The sequence below is a fragment of the Reinekea thalattae genome (assembly GCF_008041945.1).
Taxonomy (GTDB): domain Bacteria; phylum Pseudomonadota; class Gammaproteobacteria; order Pseudomonadales; family Natronospirillaceae; genus Reinekea; species Reinekea thalattae.
In genome coordinates, this window is record NZ_VKAD01000003.1 from 182,270 (window position 1) to 198,473 (window position 16,204).

Consider the following 16,204-nt stretch of genomic DNA (forward strand, 5'->3'; position numbering starts at 1 on the left):
TAAGGTTCATGGCTAAAGAGAGTATGAAGGCTCGCGAAGCTAAGCGTGCCAAGCTAGTTGCTAAGTTTGCTGAGAAGCGAGCGAAGTTAAAAGCAATTATCAAAAACCCAGCTTCTTCTGACGAAGATGTATGGGAAGCACAAATAGCGTTGCAAAAGCTTCCAAAAGACGCAAGTCCTGTTAGAATGCAGCGCCGTTGTCAAGTGACGGGTCGTCCACACGCGGTTTACCGTAAGTTTGGTCTATCTCGTAACATACTTCGTGAACAAGCCATGTTAGGCAATGTTCCGGGGCTTAAAAAAGCAAGTTGGTAAGCAAAACGGCCAGGGCCGGAGCAATAACGCTCCGGCTACCGCGTTTTAGCTGATAATAGAGGTTATATTCAATGAGTATGCAAGACACGCTTGCGGATATGTTCACACGTATTCGTAATGCACAGCGTTCCGGTCATGCTGCAGTTGCACTTCCTTCTTCTAAGCAGAAGGTTGCAGTTGCTGAAGTATTGAAAGCCGAAGGTTATGTAGCTGGTTTTAACGTCGAAGGTGATGTTAAGAAAGTTATGACTATCGAGCTGAAGTATTTCGAAGGCAAGCCGGTAATCGAATCGATTAAGCGAATTTCCCGTCCTGGTTTACGTCAATACCGTGGCGCACAGGATCTGCCTAGTGTATCAGGCGGTTTGGGCATTGCTATTATTTCCACTTCTAAAGGCGTCATGACTGATCGCGCAGCCCGAGCTGCAGCAATTGGTGGTGAAGTGCTTTGTGAAGTCTTCTAAGGAGTTAATTTAGCATGTCTCGAATAGCAAAATCTCCTGTGACTATTCCTTCTGGTGTTGAAGTAAAACTGGATAGTTCAGCTATTACAGTTAAAGCCGGTAAGGCAAGTTTAACTCAGGCTCAGCACCCTTCTGTTGAAATTAAACAAGAAGGTGAAGCTCTTACTTTTGTCCCGCGTGACGGTGGCAAAATTGCTCATGCGATGTCTGGTACTATGCGCGCGCTTGTTAACAACATGGTTGTTGGCGTATCACAAGGTTTCGAAAAGAAACTGGTACTTAACGGTGTTGGTTACCGTGCAAAAGCAGCGGGCAAGTCCGTCAATCTAACTCTTGGCTTTTCACATCCAGTGGATTATGACTTGCCAGAGGGTGTTTCCGCAGAAACGCCAAGCAACACTGAGATCGTACTGAAAAGTGCTGATAAGCAGTTGCTAGGTCAGGTTGCCGCAGAAATCCGCGCATTCCGTCCGCCAGAGCCATATAAAGGCAAGGGTGTACGTTACGCTGACGAATACGTTCGTCGTAAAGAAGCTAAGAAGAAGTAAGGGCATAGGTTATGAGCGAAAAGAAAATTTCCCGTTTACGCCGTGCTCTTCGCAGCCGCGTAAAAATACGCGATTTGCGTATGCATCGTTTGTGTGTAAACCGTACAAACCAGCATATTTATGCGCAAATCATCGCGCCGAATGGCAGCGAAGTTATCGCCAATGCATCGACATTGGACGAATCGCTGCGTAAAGGTGCAACTAGTAATGCTGATGCTGCCGCTAAAGTAGGTGCTCTTATTGCAGAGCGCGCTAAAGCAGCAGGTATCGAACAGGTGGCTTTTGATCGATCTGGTTTTAAATACCATGGTCGTATTAAGTCTTTGGCAGACGCGGCCCGTGAAGGCGGCCTGAAATTCTAAGGTGTGAATGATGGCGAATAATGATCAAGTTCAAGCTGGCGGTGATCTGCAAGAAAAGTTAGTTCAGGTTAACCGAGTAGCAAAAGTTGTTAAGGGTGGTCGTATTTTCGGCTTCACAGCCTTAACAGTTGTAGGTGATGGCAACGGTAAAGTTGGCTTCGGTCGCGGTAAAGCGAAAGAAGTTCCTGTTGCTATCCAGAAGGCGATGGATTCTGCACGCAGAAACATTGTCGAAGTTAATATCGTTGATGGCACATTACAGTACCCTGTAAGCGCTCGTCACGGTGGTTCAAAGGTATACATGCAACCGGCATCAGAAGGTACTGGTGTAATTGCAGGCGGTGCGATGCGTGCTGTTCTGGAAGTTGCAGGTGTACATAATATTCTTGCTAAGTGTTATGGCTCTACAAACCCAGCGAACGTTGTTCGTGCAACGGTTAAGGGTTTATCCATGATGCGTTCACCAGATGAGATCGCTGCGAAGCGTGGCCTGTCTGTTGAAAATATTCTGGGGTAAATAACCATGGCTAAGAAAACAGTAAAAGTTCAATTAGTTCGTAGCCCAATTGGCTGCCAACCTAAGCACCGTTTATCGGTAAAAGGTTTAGGTCTGTCAAAGATCAATCAGGTTCGTGAACTCGAAGATACGCCCGCGGTTCGCGGTATGATCAATAAAGTGAACTATCTAGTTCGTGTTATTGAGGAGTAACGAAATGTTTTTAAATACTATCAGCCCAGCGGAAGGCGCTAAGTCTTCAGCTAAGCGTGTCGGTCGTGGTATCGGCTCAGGCTTAGGTAAAACCGGTGGTCGCGGACACAAGGGTTTGAAGTCTCGCTCTGGTGGTTCCGTTAAGCCAGGCTTCGAAGGCGGTCAAATGCCTTTGCAGCGTCGTTTGCCTAAGTTTGGTTTTAACTCGCGTAAAGCAGCATTGGTTGCAGAAATTCGTTTGAACGAATTAGCGCTAGTTGAAGGCGATACAGTTGATCTTGAAGCGCTTAAGAAAGCGGACATCATCGGTGAAAAGATTCAACGTGCACGCGTTATTCTTTCTGGTGAGATCAAATCAGCGGTTACCGTTAAAGGCTTAAAAGTTACCAAAGGCGCTAAAGCTGCAATTGAAGCGGCAGGCGGCAAGGTAGAGGAATAACCACTAATGACCAATCAAGGATTACCTTCAGGAATCGGTGGTGGTGCGCTAGGCGAGCTTTGGGCTCGCCTACGTTTCGTATTGCTGGCATTGCTAGTTTATCGAATCGGTGCACACATCCCAGTTCCTGGTATTAACCCGGACCAGTTGGCAGCGTTGTTTGAGCGTAACCAAGATACCATTTTAAGCATGATCAATATGTTTTCTGGTGGTTCTCTTGAGCGTATGAGTATTTTTGCATTGGGCATTATGCCGTATATCAGTGCTTCTATTATCATGCAGCTTTTAACCGTTGTTAGTCCGCAGCTAGAACAGTTGAAAAAAGATGGTGAAGCAGGGCGTCGTAAGATGTCTCAATACACCCGCTATTTAACTTTGGTATTAGCCATTGTTCAGTCTTTAGCGATCTCGGCCGGTCTTGCCAGCCAAGGTATTGCTTTTGCAGCTAGCTTTAGCTTCTACTTCGTCTCTGTTGTTACATTTACAACCGGTACCATGTTTTTGATGTGGCTCGGTGAGCAGATTACAGAGCGGGGTATTGGTAACGGTATTTCCTTGATTATCTTTGCTGGTATCGTCGCAGGCTTACCAGGTGCGATCGGACAAAGTTTCGAGTCTGCACGACTAGGTGAGATAAGCGCTATCGCCTTACTACTTGTCGGTCTTTTTGCCGTAGCAGTAGTGGCGTTTGTTGTCTTTATCGAACGCGGTCAGCGACGTATTACTATTAACTATGCCAAACGACAACAGGGTCGTAAGGTTTTTCAGGCTCAAAGCAGTCACTTGCCACTTAAGGTGAACATGGCCGGTGTAATTCCGCCAATTTTTGCCTCAAGTATCCTTCTATTCCCTGCATCGCTAGGAAACTGGTTTGGCCAGAGAGAAGGTATGGCGTGGTTGCAAGACTTAGCAATCTTGCTGGGTCCTAACCAGCCTTTATACCTCGTGTTGTTTGCGGCGGCGGTTGTGTTCTTCTGCTACTTCTACACTGCGGTTACTTTTAACCCGAAAGAAGTTTCAGAGAACCTAAAGCGTTCAGGTGCGTTTATTCCAGGGATTCGTCCAGGTGAACAAACCTCTCGCTATATCGACGGTGTATCAGCTCGTTTGACGTTCTTCGGCGCGCTATACATTACAGCGGTTTCGCTGTTGCCTCAGGGTCTCGTTGTTGCGGCGAACGTGCCGTTCTATCTCGGTGGAACCTCGTTGCTAATCGTAGTTGTAGTTGTCATGGACTTTATGGCGCAAGTGCAGAGTCATTTAATGTCACATCAGTATTCCTCTCTGATGAAAAAGTCGAATTTAAAATCTTCCGGTAATCTTTTTTAACCGGTAATTGGAGTTAAACATGAAAGTACGTGCATCTGTGAAGAAAATCTGCCGTAGCTGTAAGGTTATCCGTAGAAACGGATCTGTGCGTGTGATCTGTTCTTCTGATCCTAAGCATAAGCAACGTCAAGGTTAACTTTATAATCGGAGTAGTGCTTGCTTTTAGCAGTCGCAAGCGCTATTCTTTCGCGCCCTCGTTTTGGGGGCATGTAAGCATATCGATAGGCATGTCGCTTATCGATCTTATTATAGACGGAGTAAGTTGAATGGCCCGTATAGCAGGCGTCAATATACCTGACAATAAGCATGCGGTGATTTCCCTGACCTATATCTTTGGTATTGGTCGCACCCGTGCTAATGCAATCTGTCAGTCTGTTGGTATTGATCCAACAACTAAAGTATCGAGTCTCGACGAAGCTAAGCTAGATGAGATTCGCGCTGAAGTCGGAAATTTCACTGTTGAAGGTGATCTACGCCGTGACGTACAGATGAATATTAAGCGCTTGATGGATTTGGGATGTAACCGTGGTATTCGTCACCGTCGTAATCTGCCTGTTCGAGGTCAGAATACGAAGAATAACGCACGCACCCGTAAAGGTCCTAAAAAGCCGATCAAACGTTAAGTTTGAATTGCATTAACTAAATTTACATAGGAAATCGAAGATGGCAAAGCCAGGTACGAAGTCACGTAAGAAGGTGAAAAAGCAAGTAGCGGATGGCATTGCGCACATCCACGCTTCTTTTAATAACACCATCGTGACAATCACGGACCGCCAAGGCAATACCCTGAGTTGGGCAACTGCTGGTGGCTCCGGTTTCCGTGGATCGCGAAAGAGCACCCCTTTCGCAGCACAGATCGCTGCAGAGCGCGCTGGTACAGCTGCACAGGAATATGGTCTTAAGAATCTAGACGTGGAAGTTAAAGGTCCAGGTCCAGGTCGCGAATCTGCGGTACGCGCATTAAACGCAGTGGGATATCGAATTAGCAATATTACAGATGTTACCCCTATCCCACATAACGGTTGTCGCCCGCCTAAAAAGCGTCGCGTTTAATAAAGGAGACAGAGATTAATGGCACGTTATATTGGTCCTAAGTGTAAGCTGTCTCGTCGTGAAGGCACTGACTTATTTCTAAAGAGTGGTGTACGCGCACTAGATTCGAAATGTAAGCTCGAGACTGTACCAGGTGTTCACGGTGCTCGTCGCGGTCGCTTATCCGACTATGGTGTACAGCTTCGCGAGAAGCAGAAAGTTCGTCGTATGTACGGTGTGCTTGAAAAGCAATTCCGTAACTACTATTCAGAAGCGGCTCGTATCAAGGGCGCAACAGGTGAAAACCTTTTGCAACTTCTTGAAAGTCGTTTAGATAATGTTGTTTATCGAATGGGTTTTGGTGTGACTCGTGCTGAGTCTCGTCAATTGGTTTCACACAAAGCTATCCTTGTGAATGGTCAATCGGTAAACATTCCGTCATATCAGGTTAAAACAGGTGACGTGATTTCTATTCGTGAAAAATCTGCAAGCCAATTGCGTATTAAAAACGCATTGGATGTGGCTTCTTCAAGAAATCCGGTTTCTTGGGTTGAAGTTGATTCTAAAAAGCTAGAAGGCAAGTTCGTATCTGTTCCAGATCGTGCTGACATCTCAGCTGATATCAACGAAAACTTGATTGTCGAATTGTACTCTAAGTAATCTCACTGCAAATAGGGGCATCTATGCAGCGTTCAGCAAACGACTTTTTGACACCACGTCATATTGATGTACAGGAAGTAAACGCCAACCGAGCAAAAATAACACTAGAACCGCTTGAGCGTGGTTTTGGTCATACTCTAGGTAACGCGTTACGTCGTATTCTGCTGTCCTCAATGCCAGGCGCAGCGATCACCGAAGTTGAAATAGACGGTGTTTTGCATGAATACAGCTCAATTGAAGGTGTGCAGGAAGATGTACAAGAAATCCTGCTTAATCTGAAAGACGTTGCTGTTAAGCTTCATGATCGCGATGAGTGTACTCTGACCCTGAAAAAATCAGGTGCGGGCACACTGACTGCTGGTGATATTCAACTCGATCACGGTGTTGAAATAGCCAACCCATCTCACGTTATTGCTCACATGGGCACTAGCGCAGATGTAAACATGACACTGAAAGTGTCATTGGGTCGAGGCTATGTTCCAGCAGAAGCCCGAGGCAGCGAAGAAGACGAGAGTAAACCAATTGGTCGCTTGCAGTTAGATGCGACATTTAGTCCAGTTCGCCGTGTTGCTTACAGTGTTGATAATGCACGTGTTGAGCAACGTACCGACCTGGATAAATTAGTGATAGAGCTAGAAACCAACGGTACGCTAGACCCTGAAGAAGCTATTCGTCGTTCAGCGACAATTCTTCAACAGCAAGTTGCTGCGTTCGTTGACTTAGACCATCAGGCAGAAGCCGTTCAGGAGAAGGAAGAAGATAAAATCGATCCTATTCTGCTACGTCCTGTTGATGATCTTGAGCTTACCGTACGTAGTGCGAACTGCTTAAAAGCAGAGAACATCTACTACATTGGTGATCTGATTCAGCGCACAGAAGTTGAGCTGTTGAAAACACCTAACTTAGGTAAGAAGTCTCTCACTGAAATTAAAGATGTATTGGCATCCAAAGGCCTGTCTCTAGGAATGGTTCTAGAAGCTTGGCCGCCTGCAAGTTTAAAGAATGACGACAAGGTTCTTGTTTAACCTTTAGTCTGACTGGTAAGGAATATAGAAATGCGTCATCGTAAAAGTGGACGTCACTTTAATCGCACCAGCGCTCACCGTAAGGCTATGTTGCAGAACCTAGCAAACAGCCTATTCGAGCATGAAGTTATTAAAACGACGTTACCTAAAGCTAAAGAATTACGACGTGTAGCTGAGCCACTTATCACATTAGCAAAAGAAGATTCTGTTGCTAATCGTCGTTTGGCTTTCGACCGCACTCGTTCAAAAGAGTCTGTAGGTAAATTATTCAACGAATTGGGTCCTCGCTATGAAGCGCGCCCAGGTGGCTATATGCGTGTTCTTAAGTGCGGTTTCCGTGCTGGAGATAGCGCACCAATGGCTATTGTTGAGCTAGTTGATCGTCCAGTAGTCGAAGAAGTAGAAGACTAATCTCTGGATGTATAAAAAAACCCAGCCTTTGCTGGGTTTTTTGTTTTCTGGCTTAAAAAAATCGGGCTAAAAATTAGCAGCCCAGTGACATTAAAGTGTCATGATTCTTTAATAGATCGAAGCCGTCTATTTTCATCAATTGCCACATAAACGAATTCCGCTTCTGTTACTTTTTGGCGTTCATCGTCTTCTGGCATTCTGCTCCATACTTCTACTGAGATTCTGATAGAGCTTCTGCCGATCGAATTAATGTGTGTGTAGCAACAGACAACAGAGCCGACTTTTATTGGTCGAATGAAGCTCATGTCACCAATAGCCATGGTAGCGGTACGGCCTTGGGTAGCTCTATTAGCCACGATGCTAGCGGCAGAGTCCATTTGAGTGACAAGCCAACCACCTGAAATATCACCAATAGGGTTAGCATCAGATGGCATAGCCAATACACGTAACTGTAGGTCGCCGCGTGGTTCAGGGTTGGATTCGTCTAGTTTCTTCATAGCTTGCCATTAGAATTTTAGTTGTTGGTATTATTGTGAATCAGTATACGCAGGCCATTATAATTTTCCCATAGCTTAATGAATTCGTTGACTGATGCCTGTAACATAACTGACATAATTATTTCATATGATTGTCATTAGTGGTGACTACGATGCTTTCCGAGTTGAAGGCTCAGACCTAAATTTTTGGAGGAAATCCTGTGAAAAAAACGATTCTTGCTGCTGTACTAGCGACAACTGCAACAATGGCAGCAATGCCAAGCTTTGCACGTGACCAAATTAGCATTGTAGGTTCATCTACAGTTTATCCGTTCGCGACTGTCGTTGCAGAGCGTTTTGGTAAGTCAACTTCTTACGCGACACCAACTATTGAATCTACAGGTTCTGGTGGTGGTTTGAAGTTGTTCTGTGAAGGTGTTGGTGAAAACACGCCAGACATCACTAACTCTTCTAGCTACATCAAAAAATCTCAGTACGAAGCATGTGCAGAGAAAAACATCGACATTATCGAAGTTAAAATCGGTTATGACGGTATTGCTCTAGCAAACAGCAAGGCAGGCGTTAAGTTAGACGTTAGCCAAAAAGATTTGTTCTTGGCTCTAGCTGCTGAAGTTCCAAATGCAAGTGGTAAGCTTATCCCTAATCCGAACAAAACTTGGAAAGATGTTAACTCTTCACTTCCAGCTGTTGCGATTCGTGTTTTAGGTCCACCACCAACTTCAGGTACTCGTGCAGCATTTGTTGAGCTTGTAATGGAAGAAGGTTGTGAAGCATTCGAAGGTCTAAGCGATGAAGTATGTAGTTCTATGCGTGAAGACGGTGCATTCGTTGAAGCTGGTGAAAACGACAACCTAATCGTACAGAAGCTTGTTGCTGACACTACCGCTTACGGTATCTTTGGTTACTCTTTCTTAGACCAAAACAGCGATAAATTACAAGGTGCTTCATTCAACGGTGTTGATATTTCTTTCGATAACATTGCTGATGGTTCTTACCCTGTTTCTCGCCCATTGCACTTCTTCATTAAGAAGCAACACATTGGCGTTGTTCCAGGTATCGTTGAATACGCAGAGTTATTCCTAAGCCCAGCTGCACAATCAGCAGACGGCTACCTAGCAGAGAAAGGTTTGATCCCTCTAGGTGCTGCAGAGCTTAAGAAATACCGTAACGACCTTAAGAAGCAGAACGTTCTAGTTATTAAATAACGTAAGCTTTGTTAAGATATAGAGGAAGAGCCCAGCACATGCTTGGCTCTTTTTTTGTGTTACAGGGCCAGAGAAATTCTGGTCATAAATAAACGTTAACTCCCTGGTTAATTTAATTAGTTAACCCGCTTTAAGGTGATAGGGAGTGGTTGTTCAGGAGCCAACATGACGACGTCGTCTTTGTTTTTGTTGCTGATCGCTATTGTCGTAGTGTCATTTATTTTCGGACGAAAACGTTCGTTAGAGATGGCTCAGTCGGTCGGTGGCATCAGATATCTGCATTCGTTGCCAAACTATTACGGTCTTATGGCCGCAGCTTGGGCTGCTATTCCTGGGGTGCTTTTATTGGCCTTATGGAGTGTGTTTCAGGACGTCATCATCCAAAGTTCTGTCACTCATTTGTTGCCAGAGAGTTACCTCACATTAACCGGTTCGGATTTGGAGCTGGTTTGGGCAGAGATATACAATTTACAGAACGGCATTTTAACCGAAGCATCTGACCCTGCATTTTATGTTGTCGTCGACGCACTTAATAATTTGATGGCAAGCAGCCGAATGGGTAAAACTATTCTAGTGATAGCCCTTACTGTGTTAGGTGGTGTATGGGGCTGGCGTCTGATTAAGCCTGAACAGCGTGCGCGCAACCAGTTCGAAAAAGTGCTTGAAGTACTACTATTGGCGAGTTCTATGATCGCCATTCTAACCACTGTCGGTATTGTGTTTTCGGTGGTGTTTGAATCTATTCGATTTTTCCATAAAGTTCCGTTTCATGAGTTCGTCTTTGGCCTGAAATGGAGCCCACAAATTGCTATTAATGCCGAGGTGGCAGGTTCTTCTGGTGCCTTTGGTGCGATCCCTCTATTTGTTGGTACCTTGATGATTGCTGCGATTGCACTGCTCGTTGCAGTGCCGATTGGCTTAATGACAGCGGTCTACCTTGTTGAGTATGCCAGCTCAAAAGTGCGCTCTATCGTAAAACCATTACTTGAAGTCCTAGCCGGTATCCCAACGGTTGTTTATGGTTTTTTTGCAGCCTTGACTATGGCGCCGCAATTGAAAAGCTTCTTTGAAGGCTTTGGCGTCGACGGTGTTTCATCAGAAAGCGCCTTAGCGGCAGGCCTTGTTATGGGCATTATGATTATCCCTTTTGTATCGAGTCTTGCGGATGATGTTATTAATGCCGTGCCTCGCTCGTTACGTGATGGCTCGTACGGTTTAGGTGCAACAAAAAGTGAAACTGTTAAGCAGGTTATTTTTCCTGCCGCCTTGCCGGGTATCGTCAGTGGCGTATTGCTAGCCGCTTCAAGAGCCATTGGTGAAACCATGATCGTGGTTATGGCTGCAGGTTTGGCTGCAAATCTAACGGCTAATCCTTTAGATGCAGTAACAACGGTAACCGTTCAGATCGCGACTTTGTTAGTTGGCGACCAAGAGTTCGACAGTGCCAAAACCCTAGCTGCTTTTGCTCTCGGTTTAATGCTGTTCTTTGTAACGCTGATGCTAAACGTTATCGCATTGGCCGTGGTTAAGAGGTTTAGAGAACAATATGACTGATCAATCAATGAATGCTATTGAGCGTTTGGCAGAAACTAAAAATGAGCGCATGGCTAAAAACCTAACCAAGCGTTATGCCAAAGAAAAACGTTTTCAGGCTTATGGAATTGCATCCATCTGTATTGGTATGGCTTTCTTGGCTTTGCTGTTAGGTACGATTTTTTATGGTGGTACATCCTCGTTCATTACGACTGAAATCAAGCTAACGATTAACTACGATGCCGATGTAATTGGTGTTACCGATCTGACTGACGAAGAAGAGTTGGCTTGGGCGGATTGGCGTGGTTTGCTAACTACATCATTGGCTGAACGTTTTCCAGATGTCAGCGGTCGCCAGCAAGTTCGTCAGCGTAATGCGTTGATCAGTAGCATCGCTGAGTATGAGATACGCGATCGCTTATTGGCTCATCCAGAGTTATTAGGCACCACTGAAGAGCTTTGGATTGTTGCCGATGATGAAATCGATGCCGTGATGAAAGGCCAGGTTGATCGCACGGTTGCTGAGAGCGAGCGTCGTATCACAGACTTACAGCTGGCAATGATCGATGATCTAAAAGAAAGTGGCGACATTAAAAAGAAATTTAATACCATCTTCTTTACTGCGGGAGACTCTCGTGAACCTGAGCAGGCCGGTATTCGCGGCGCGATGATTGGTTCTTTTTATACCTTGCTAGTGACCTTGATGCTGTCGTTCCCGATTGGTGTTGCAGCAGCGATTTACCTAGAAGAGTTTGCTCCTAAGAACCGATTCACTGAAATTATTGAGGTGAACATTAATAACTTAGCAGCAGTGCCTTCTATTGTCTTTGGTTTGCTGGGTTTAGCCGTGTTTATCAACCTATTTCACTTGCCGCGATCAGCTCCGGTTGTTGGTGGTTTGGTGCTGACGTTGATGACATTGCCAACCATTATTATTTCTTCGCGCTCTGCTATTAAAGCGGTGCCGCCTTCTATCCGCGAAGCGGCATTAGGTCTTGGCGCATCGAAAATGCAGATGGTGATGCATCATGTTTTACCTTTGGCGATGCCGGGTATGTTAACCGGAACGATCATCGGCATGGCGCAAGCGTTAGGTGAAACAGCGCCATTATTGATGATTGGTATGGTTGCCTTTATTGCCGATGTGCCTAACGGCGCACTTGATCCGGCGACCGTATTGCCGGTGCAAGTGTATTTGTGGTCCGACTTACCAGAGCGCGCTTTCGTCGCCAAAACGTCAGGTGCCATCATGGTGTTGCTAGGCTTCTTAGCCGTCATGAACCTGTTGGCCGTGTATTTACGTAAGAAATTTGAGAAAACTTGGTAAGACCAGTCAGAATATTTAAAGGGGTTTAATTGTGGCCACAAATAACAGTAATGAAATAGCTCAAATCTTCGAAGGCTGGACAGAGACCGTTGGTAAGCCAACGTTAGCCAGTAACGCTCGAATGAGTGCGCGCGGAGTCGATGTATTTTACGGCGATAAACAAGCGATTTTTGGCGTCGATTTAGACATCGGCAAAAACCAAGTATTGGCAATGATCGGACCTTCGGGTTGCGGTAAATCGACTTTCTTGCGTACGCTGAATCGCATGAACGATACGATTGATATCTGCCAGATCAAAGGCGAAATTAAGCTCGACGAAGAAAACATCTATGGTAAAAAAATGGATGTTGTGAATCTTCGAGCTAGAGTAGGTATGGTATTCCAAAAGCCAAACCCATTCCCTAAATCCATTTACGACAACGTTGCCTACGGACCTCGTATCCATGGCTTGGTAACTCGTAAAGCCGAGCTGGATGAAGTGGTTGAAACAGCGCTGCGTAAAGCCAGTATTTGGGATGAAGTTAAAGATCGTTTAGATCAACCAGCAACGGGTCTATCGGGCGGTCAGCAACAGCGACTTTGTATTGCCCGTACTATTGCCGTTTCACCAGAAGTTATTCTGATGGATGAGCCCTGTTCTGCACTTGATCCGATTGCAACCGCACGGATTGAAGAGTTGATTACCGAGCTAGCAGAAAACTACACCATTGCGATTGTGACACACAGTATGCAACAGGCTGCTCGCGTATCTCAGCGAACAGCTTACTTCCATCTGGGTCGCCTCGTTGAAGTCGGTGATACCGATAAAATCTTTACCGCACCAGAACATCGTTTAACAGAAGACTACATTACGGGTCGTTTCGGTTAAGGAGAGAGCAATGCCTAATTTTTCAATAGATCAACACACCTCTGCGCAGTTTAACGCAGAGCTAGAAGAAGCTCGCAAAAACCTAATGGAAATGGGTGGAATTGTAGAGCAGCAAATTGAGATCGCACTGAAATCATTGATTGATGTTGATATCGAGTTGGCTGAAAAAACCATCAAGATGGATAAAGAAGTCAACAAGATGGAAGTCAAAATCGATAAGGAAACGACTCAGATTTTGGCGAAACGCCATCCGGCGGCAACCGATTTGCGCTTTATCATTTCTGTTTCGAAAACAGTCAATGATTTAGAGCGAATTGGTGACGAAGCTTCAAAAATCGCCCAGCAGTCGATCGAGCTATCTAAAGATGGTGCCGGCCCTCAAGGCTATGTCGAATTGCGTCACATCGGTGAAAAAGTCCGAGAAATGGTACAGGCCTCGCTTGATGCCTTTGCGCGTTTGGATACCGATGCCGCGTTTGAAGTGTTGCAGCAAGATAAAAAGGTCGATTTAGAGTACAACACCGCAGTACGTACGCTAGTCACCAAAATGATGGAAGATCCACGCACCATCACTCGCGCGATCAACGTTCTTTGGTCACTTCGTGCCTTCGAACGTATTGGTGATCATGCCCGCAACATTGCCATGAACGTTATTTATCTCGTTAAGGGCAAGGACGTACGCCACAAGAAACTAGAAAAAATCGAAGAAACGCTGAACAAGTAAGCAAGGTTCCCGCTAATTCTCGATTATTAAGGCCGCAACGAGCAATCCGCGCGGCTTTTTTCTGCCTAGAAAACCGAGCTAAAAATAAAAAGCTGTTATTTATCATATAGTTGTTGACCTTTTTGTAACGGATCTATATAGTTCGCCTCCGTTAGCCGACATAGCTCAGTTGGTAGAGCAACTGACTTGTAATCAGTAGGTCCCGAGTTCGACTCTTGGTGTCGGCACCAAACATAGAAAGCCCCGTAACCATTTGGTTACGGGGCTTTCGTCATTATGGGCTAGTGATAAATGGATTATTTTTAAAACTAGATCTCAAATCTTCAGATTCCAGCTTTTTTGCTCTCGCACCGCTTGATGATTTATGGCTCAATAGCCTAAGTTATTTATTTACTTATCCTTACATATACAGAGTAGTAGCTCATGATTACTGATTTACTGGTACAGTTTTCGGATTTCTTCCGACCGCATTTAACCTTTATATCGTCAGCTCTTATTGCAACCATCTTGACGATCTACGGCGGGCATTTGAATAAAGCCATTTGGGCTTTAGTAGGAAATGCTCATTTTGTTATACGAACCTTGGTCTTTGTCGCTTTATGTACGTTTGGATACGGCGCTATCGCTGTTTATTGCTTACCTATAGTCGAAGAACTGTTTCTGTTCTCCGGTCACATGTGGCTTGGTGTACTGATCGTCGTCAGCTTTGCTTTCATTGGCTATCTGGCCGAAAAGCACAGTCGCAAAGAGTAATCGCAGCCCTTGGGCTGAGCTTAGCTCCAGCACTGTTTGCGTTTGAACAAAGTGGCCACCAGATGGTGGCACAGCTGATGATTCCTTACCTGAACAGCGGTGCTCAGGCAGAAATGCAGCGCCTGCTTGGTGATAATTGGCAGCGCAGTCTGGTGCGTAATGCGGCTTCGGTAGAAGCTGAAATGACGCGACCATCTAAGCCACACCTTCGAGCTTTGCAGTTCACCCTATTCGATGTTGATGACGAGGGTTTCGACCCTGCTAAGCATTGTCCTAATGCGGTCTGTTCGGTTGGTGCCATTTTAGAGTCAGAGCAAGTCTTGCAGATCAGTTCGTACTCGGTTCGGGAAAAACGCGAAGCGCTGCAATATTTAATGCATTACACCTTAGAGCTGCACATTCCAATGAATAGCGGGCTTATTCGTGACGAAGGTGGCCAAAAGATCTTTTTGGATGGTGAATCGTTACAGCCTATTAACCTGTCGTTTATTTGGAACTATGACCTGTATCGACGGTTAGATGCGCACTGGTTCGGTTTTGCTCAAGAACTGTATCGCGAAATGCGCGCCATGGAAGATTTAGATAGCTGGGTCGAATCCGACAGGCCTCAAGATTGGGCTTACGAAACCAACCGTATAGCCGTTGAGCAAGCTTATCCGTTGGCTGCCGAAGGCCGTTATTCCGCCGAGTTAATGAACGAAGGCCAGAAAATATTGGAACTGCAATTGATGAAGGCGGCCTATAGAACGGCTTTTTTACTCAATAAAATGCATCCTGAGCCGACAGAGTTAATGACGCAGGAAGATAGTGAATAAGTCAGATAATTTCCTACCTATTTGCTAAACGCTTGCTAAGCTTATAATTCTTATGATCGATTAGTTTATAACTGGCTAAGCTGGAAAAGCTTAGCTTGCGCGTCCTAGTCGTCGTTAATTTTATTCATTTTCGAGGGATACATGCAGAAGCTCAATTTTCTGATCGTAGATGACGCTTCCTTTATACGCGACTTGGTGAAAAGAGCGCTGAAAAGTCAGTTTCAAAACTGCCAGATTGATGAAGCCGCCAATGGCAAAAAGGGCCAAACCCTTTTAACCAAAAATCAGTACGACCTGATCCTTTGTGATTGGGAAATGCCAGAGATGTCAGGCTTAGAGTTGCTGCAATGGTATCGCGGCTATGAAGTCGAAAATGGCATCACTAAAAAGCCTTTTATGATGGTGACCAGTCGTGGTGAAAAAGAGCATGTTGTTACCGCAGTACAGGCAGGTGTTTCAGAATACATTGGCAAGCCATTTAGCCCAGATCAGTTACTGAAAAAGGTTTTCAAACTCTTACTGGTGACTCATAAAGAGCTGATTCGCGCCATTGTTGCGGGCACGCAAGAGAAAAACCCTTTTGCGCCAGCTTCGCCAGGAGTCGGTAGTAATGATTCTGCATCTCTATTAACAGGAGGTGGCGCTGCACCGGCGGCAAAACAGCCTGCAAAAACCAGTGCAGCTCAATCATCAGCCGGTCTATTAGCTGCCGGCTCTATGAGTAATTCGCTCGTTGATAAAACACCAGCGAGGGGCGCAGCAGCCAAAGGCGGTAAGAAAAATCTTGGTAACGTTGATATTCGTACTCCGGATAATAGTTGGAATGCGATACTTAGAGATATCAACCTAACAGGTGCCTCAGTACAGATTGATTTTTCTGGTTCGGCACCACCGAGGGTGCTTGAGCAGGTGGTTATTGATATTCAGCCTAAAGGTCGCGACATTGCGCGTATCAATGCCTTTGTAACATCAGTTGGACTCACATCGAAGGCGCTTGATTGCCATCAGGCTGACGTGATGATCCATGTTGTTGATGACGATAATGATAAGATGGAAGCGCTTACTTACTTTGTTGCAGAGGTGCGCCGATAGGCGCATTGCTCTGCGAGCCATCATTTCTGGTGGCTTTTTCTCTCTGCCCTTTGGCTGTCTTTTCTTTTTATTTCTTGTTCGACTGTAAACCGCCGTA

Annotated in this window: 23 protein-coding genes and 1 tRNA gene; 23 read left to right on the forward strand and 1 reads right to left on the reverse strand. The window is 45.4% G+C overall.

Annotation, left to right across the window (positions count from 1 at the left end; translation table 11 throughout):
* Positions 1-8 precede the first annotated feature (8 nt).
* From rpsN to rplQ, 14 genes are all read left to right on the forward strand, one after another.
* Positions 9-314 (forward strand): 30S ribosomal protein S14, encoded by a 306-nt coding sequence (gene rpsN, locus FME95_RS13140; RefSeq protein ID WP_147714956.1) that lies wholly within the window; start codon positions 9-11, stop codon positions 312-314.
* Positions 315-385: 71 nt separating this feature from the next.
* Positions 386-778 (forward strand): 30S ribosomal protein S8, encoded by a 393-nt coding sequence (gene rpsH, locus FME95_RS13145; RefSeq protein ID WP_147714957.1) that lies wholly within the window; start codon positions 386-388, stop codon positions 776-778.
* Between the two features lie 14 nt (positions 779-792).
* Positions 793-1,326 carry a 50S ribosomal protein L6 gene (gene rplF / locus FME95_RS13150; RefSeq protein ID WP_147714958.1) on the forward strand — a complete coding sequence of 178 codons (534 nt, stop codon included), beginning with the start codon at positions 793-795 and terminating at the stop codon, positions 1,324-1,326.
* Between the two features lie 11 nt (positions 1,327-1,337).
* Complete coding sequence (gene rplR / locus FME95_RS13155) at positions 1,338-1,688, forward strand: 50S ribosomal protein L18 (RefSeq protein WP_147714959.1); 351 nt, start codon at positions 1,338-1,340, stop codon at positions 1,686-1,688.
* Positions 1,689-1,698: 10 nt separating this feature from the next.
* A complete protein-coding gene (gene rpsE, locus FME95_RS13160) occupies positions 1,699-2,205 on the forward strand; it encodes a 30S ribosomal protein S5 (protein ID WP_147714960.1) in 507 nt (168 codons plus the stop codon).
* Between the two features lie 6 nt (positions 2,206-2,211).
* Positions 2,212-2,397: a 50S ribosomal protein L30 gene (rpmD, locus tag FME95_RS13165; RefSeq protein ID WP_147714961.1), complete on the forward strand. Its 186-nt coding sequence runs from the start codon at positions 2,212-2,214 to the stop codon at positions 2,395-2,397.
* A 4-nt stretch (positions 2,398-2,401) separates the two neighbouring features.
* Positions 2,402-2,836, forward strand: a complete 435-nt coding sequence (gene rplO / locus FME95_RS13170; protein ID WP_147714962.1) for a 50S ribosomal protein L15 — start codon at positions 2,402-2,404, stop codon at positions 2,834-2,836.
* Positions 2,837-2,842: 6 nt separating this feature from the next.
* A complete protein-coding gene (secY, locus tag FME95_RS13175) occupies positions 2,843-4,165 on the forward strand; it encodes a preprotein translocase subunit SecY (protein WP_147714963.1) in 1,323 nt (440 codons plus the stop codon).
* A 19-nt stretch (positions 4,166-4,184) separates the two neighbouring features.
* Entirely contained in the window at positions 4,185-4,301 is a 117-nt protein-coding gene (rpmJ, locus tag FME95_RS13180; protein WP_147714964.1) for a 50S ribosomal protein L36, read from the forward strand.
* A gap of 130 nt (positions 4,302-4,431) precedes the next feature.
* The gene (rpsM, locus tag FME95_RS13185; RefSeq protein ID WP_147714965.1) at positions 4,432-4,788 is read left to right on the forward strand and encodes a 30S ribosomal protein S13; all 357 of its coding nucleotides are present in this window, start codon (positions 4,432-4,434) and stop codon (positions 4,786-4,788) included.
* A gap of 40 nt (positions 4,789-4,828) precedes the next feature.
* Entirely contained in the window at positions 4,829-5,218 is a 390-nt protein-coding gene (rpsK, locus tag FME95_RS13190) for a 30S ribosomal protein S11 (protein ID WP_008044331.1), read from the forward strand.
* 18 nt (positions 5,219-5,236) lie between these two features.
* Positions 5,237-5,857 carry a 30S ribosomal protein S4 gene (gene rpsD, locus FME95_RS13195; RefSeq protein ID WP_147714966.1) on the forward strand — a complete coding sequence of 207 codons (621 nt, stop codon included), beginning with the start codon at positions 5,237-5,239 and terminating at the stop codon, positions 5,855-5,857.
* Between the two features lie 23 nt (positions 5,858-5,880).
* Positions 5,881-6,882 carry a DNA-directed RNA polymerase subunit alpha gene (locus FME95_RS13200; protein WP_147714967.1) on the forward strand — a complete coding sequence of 334 codons (1,002 nt, stop codon included), beginning with the start codon at positions 5,881-5,883 and terminating at the stop codon, positions 6,880-6,882.
* A gap of 30 nt (positions 6,883-6,912) precedes the next feature.
* Positions 6,913-7,293, forward strand: a complete 381-nt coding sequence (rplQ, locus tag FME95_RS13205; RefSeq protein ID WP_147714968.1) for a 50S ribosomal protein L17 — start codon at positions 6,913-6,915, stop codon at positions 7,291-7,293.
* A 98-nt stretch (positions 7,294-7,391) separates the two neighbouring features.
* Here rplQ and FME95_RS13210 read toward each other — a convergent pair whose 3' ends face one another.
* Positions 7,392-7,790 (reverse strand): acyl-CoA thioesterase, encoded by a 399-nt coding sequence (locus FME95_RS13210; RefSeq protein ID WP_147714969.1) that lies wholly within the window; start codon positions 7,788-7,790, stop codon positions 7,392-7,394.
* A gap of 200 nt (positions 7,791-7,990) precedes the next feature.
* Between FME95_RS13210 and FME95_RS13215 the strand changes: the two genes are divergently transcribed.
* The 9 genes from FME95_RS13215 (at position 7,991) to FME95_RS13255 (ending at position 16,107) form a co-directional block, all read left to right on the forward strand.
* Positions 7,991-8,995: a substrate-binding domain-containing protein gene (locus tag FME95_RS13215; RefSeq protein ID WP_187265534.1), complete on the forward strand. Its 1,005-nt coding sequence runs from the start codon at positions 7,991-7,993 to the stop codon at positions 8,993-8,995.
* 165 nt (positions 8,996-9,160) lie between these two features.
* Positions 9,161-10,549 (forward strand): phosphate ABC transporter permease subunit PstC, encoded by a 1,389-nt coding sequence (gene pstC / locus FME95_RS13220; protein WP_147714970.1) that lies wholly within the window; start codon positions 9,161-9,163, stop codon positions 10,547-10,549.
* The gene (gene pstA / locus FME95_RS13225) at positions 10,542-11,855 is read left to right on the forward strand and encodes a phosphate ABC transporter permease PstA (protein WP_147714971.1); all 1,314 of its coding nucleotides are present in this window, start codon (positions 10,542-10,544) and stop codon (positions 11,853-11,855) included. The genes pstC and pstA overlap by 8 nt, the downstream gene beginning before the upstream one ends.
* Positions 11,856-11,976: 121 nt before the next feature.
* Complete coding sequence (gene pstB, locus FME95_RS13230) at positions 11,977-12,723, forward strand: phosphate ABC transporter ATP-binding protein PstB (RefSeq protein WP_222709996.1); 747 nt, start codon at positions 11,977-11,979, stop codon at positions 12,721-12,723.
* 10 nt (positions 12,724-12,733) lie between these two features.
* Complete coding sequence (gene phoU / locus FME95_RS13235) at positions 12,734-13,447, forward strand: phosphate signaling complex protein PhoU (protein ID WP_147714972.1); 714 nt, start codon at positions 12,734-12,736, stop codon at positions 13,445-13,447.
* Between the two features lie 154 nt (positions 13,448-13,601).
* Positions 13,602-13,677: transfer RNA gene (locus FME95_RS13240), tRNA-Thr, on the forward strand.
* 193 nt (positions 13,678-13,870) lie between these two features.
* Complete coding sequence (locus FME95_RS13245; protein ID WP_147714973.1) at positions 13,871-14,200, forward strand: DUF3392 family protein; 330 nt, start codon at positions 13,871-13,873, stop codon at positions 14,198-14,200.
* A complete protein-coding gene (locus FME95_RS13250) occupies positions 14,125-15,015 on the forward strand; it encodes a S1/P1 nuclease (protein ID WP_281289430.1) in 891 nt (296 codons plus the stop codon). Before FME95_RS13245 ends, FME95_RS13250 begins: the two co-directional genes overlap by 76 nt.
* Positions 15,016-15,156: 141 nt before the next feature.
* Positions 15,157-16,107 carry a response regulator gene (locus tag FME95_RS13255; RefSeq protein ID WP_147714975.1) on the forward strand — a complete coding sequence of 317 codons (951 nt, stop codon included), beginning with the start codon at positions 15,157-15,159 and terminating at the stop codon, positions 16,105-16,107.
* Positions 16,108-16,204: the final 97 nt, after the last annotated feature.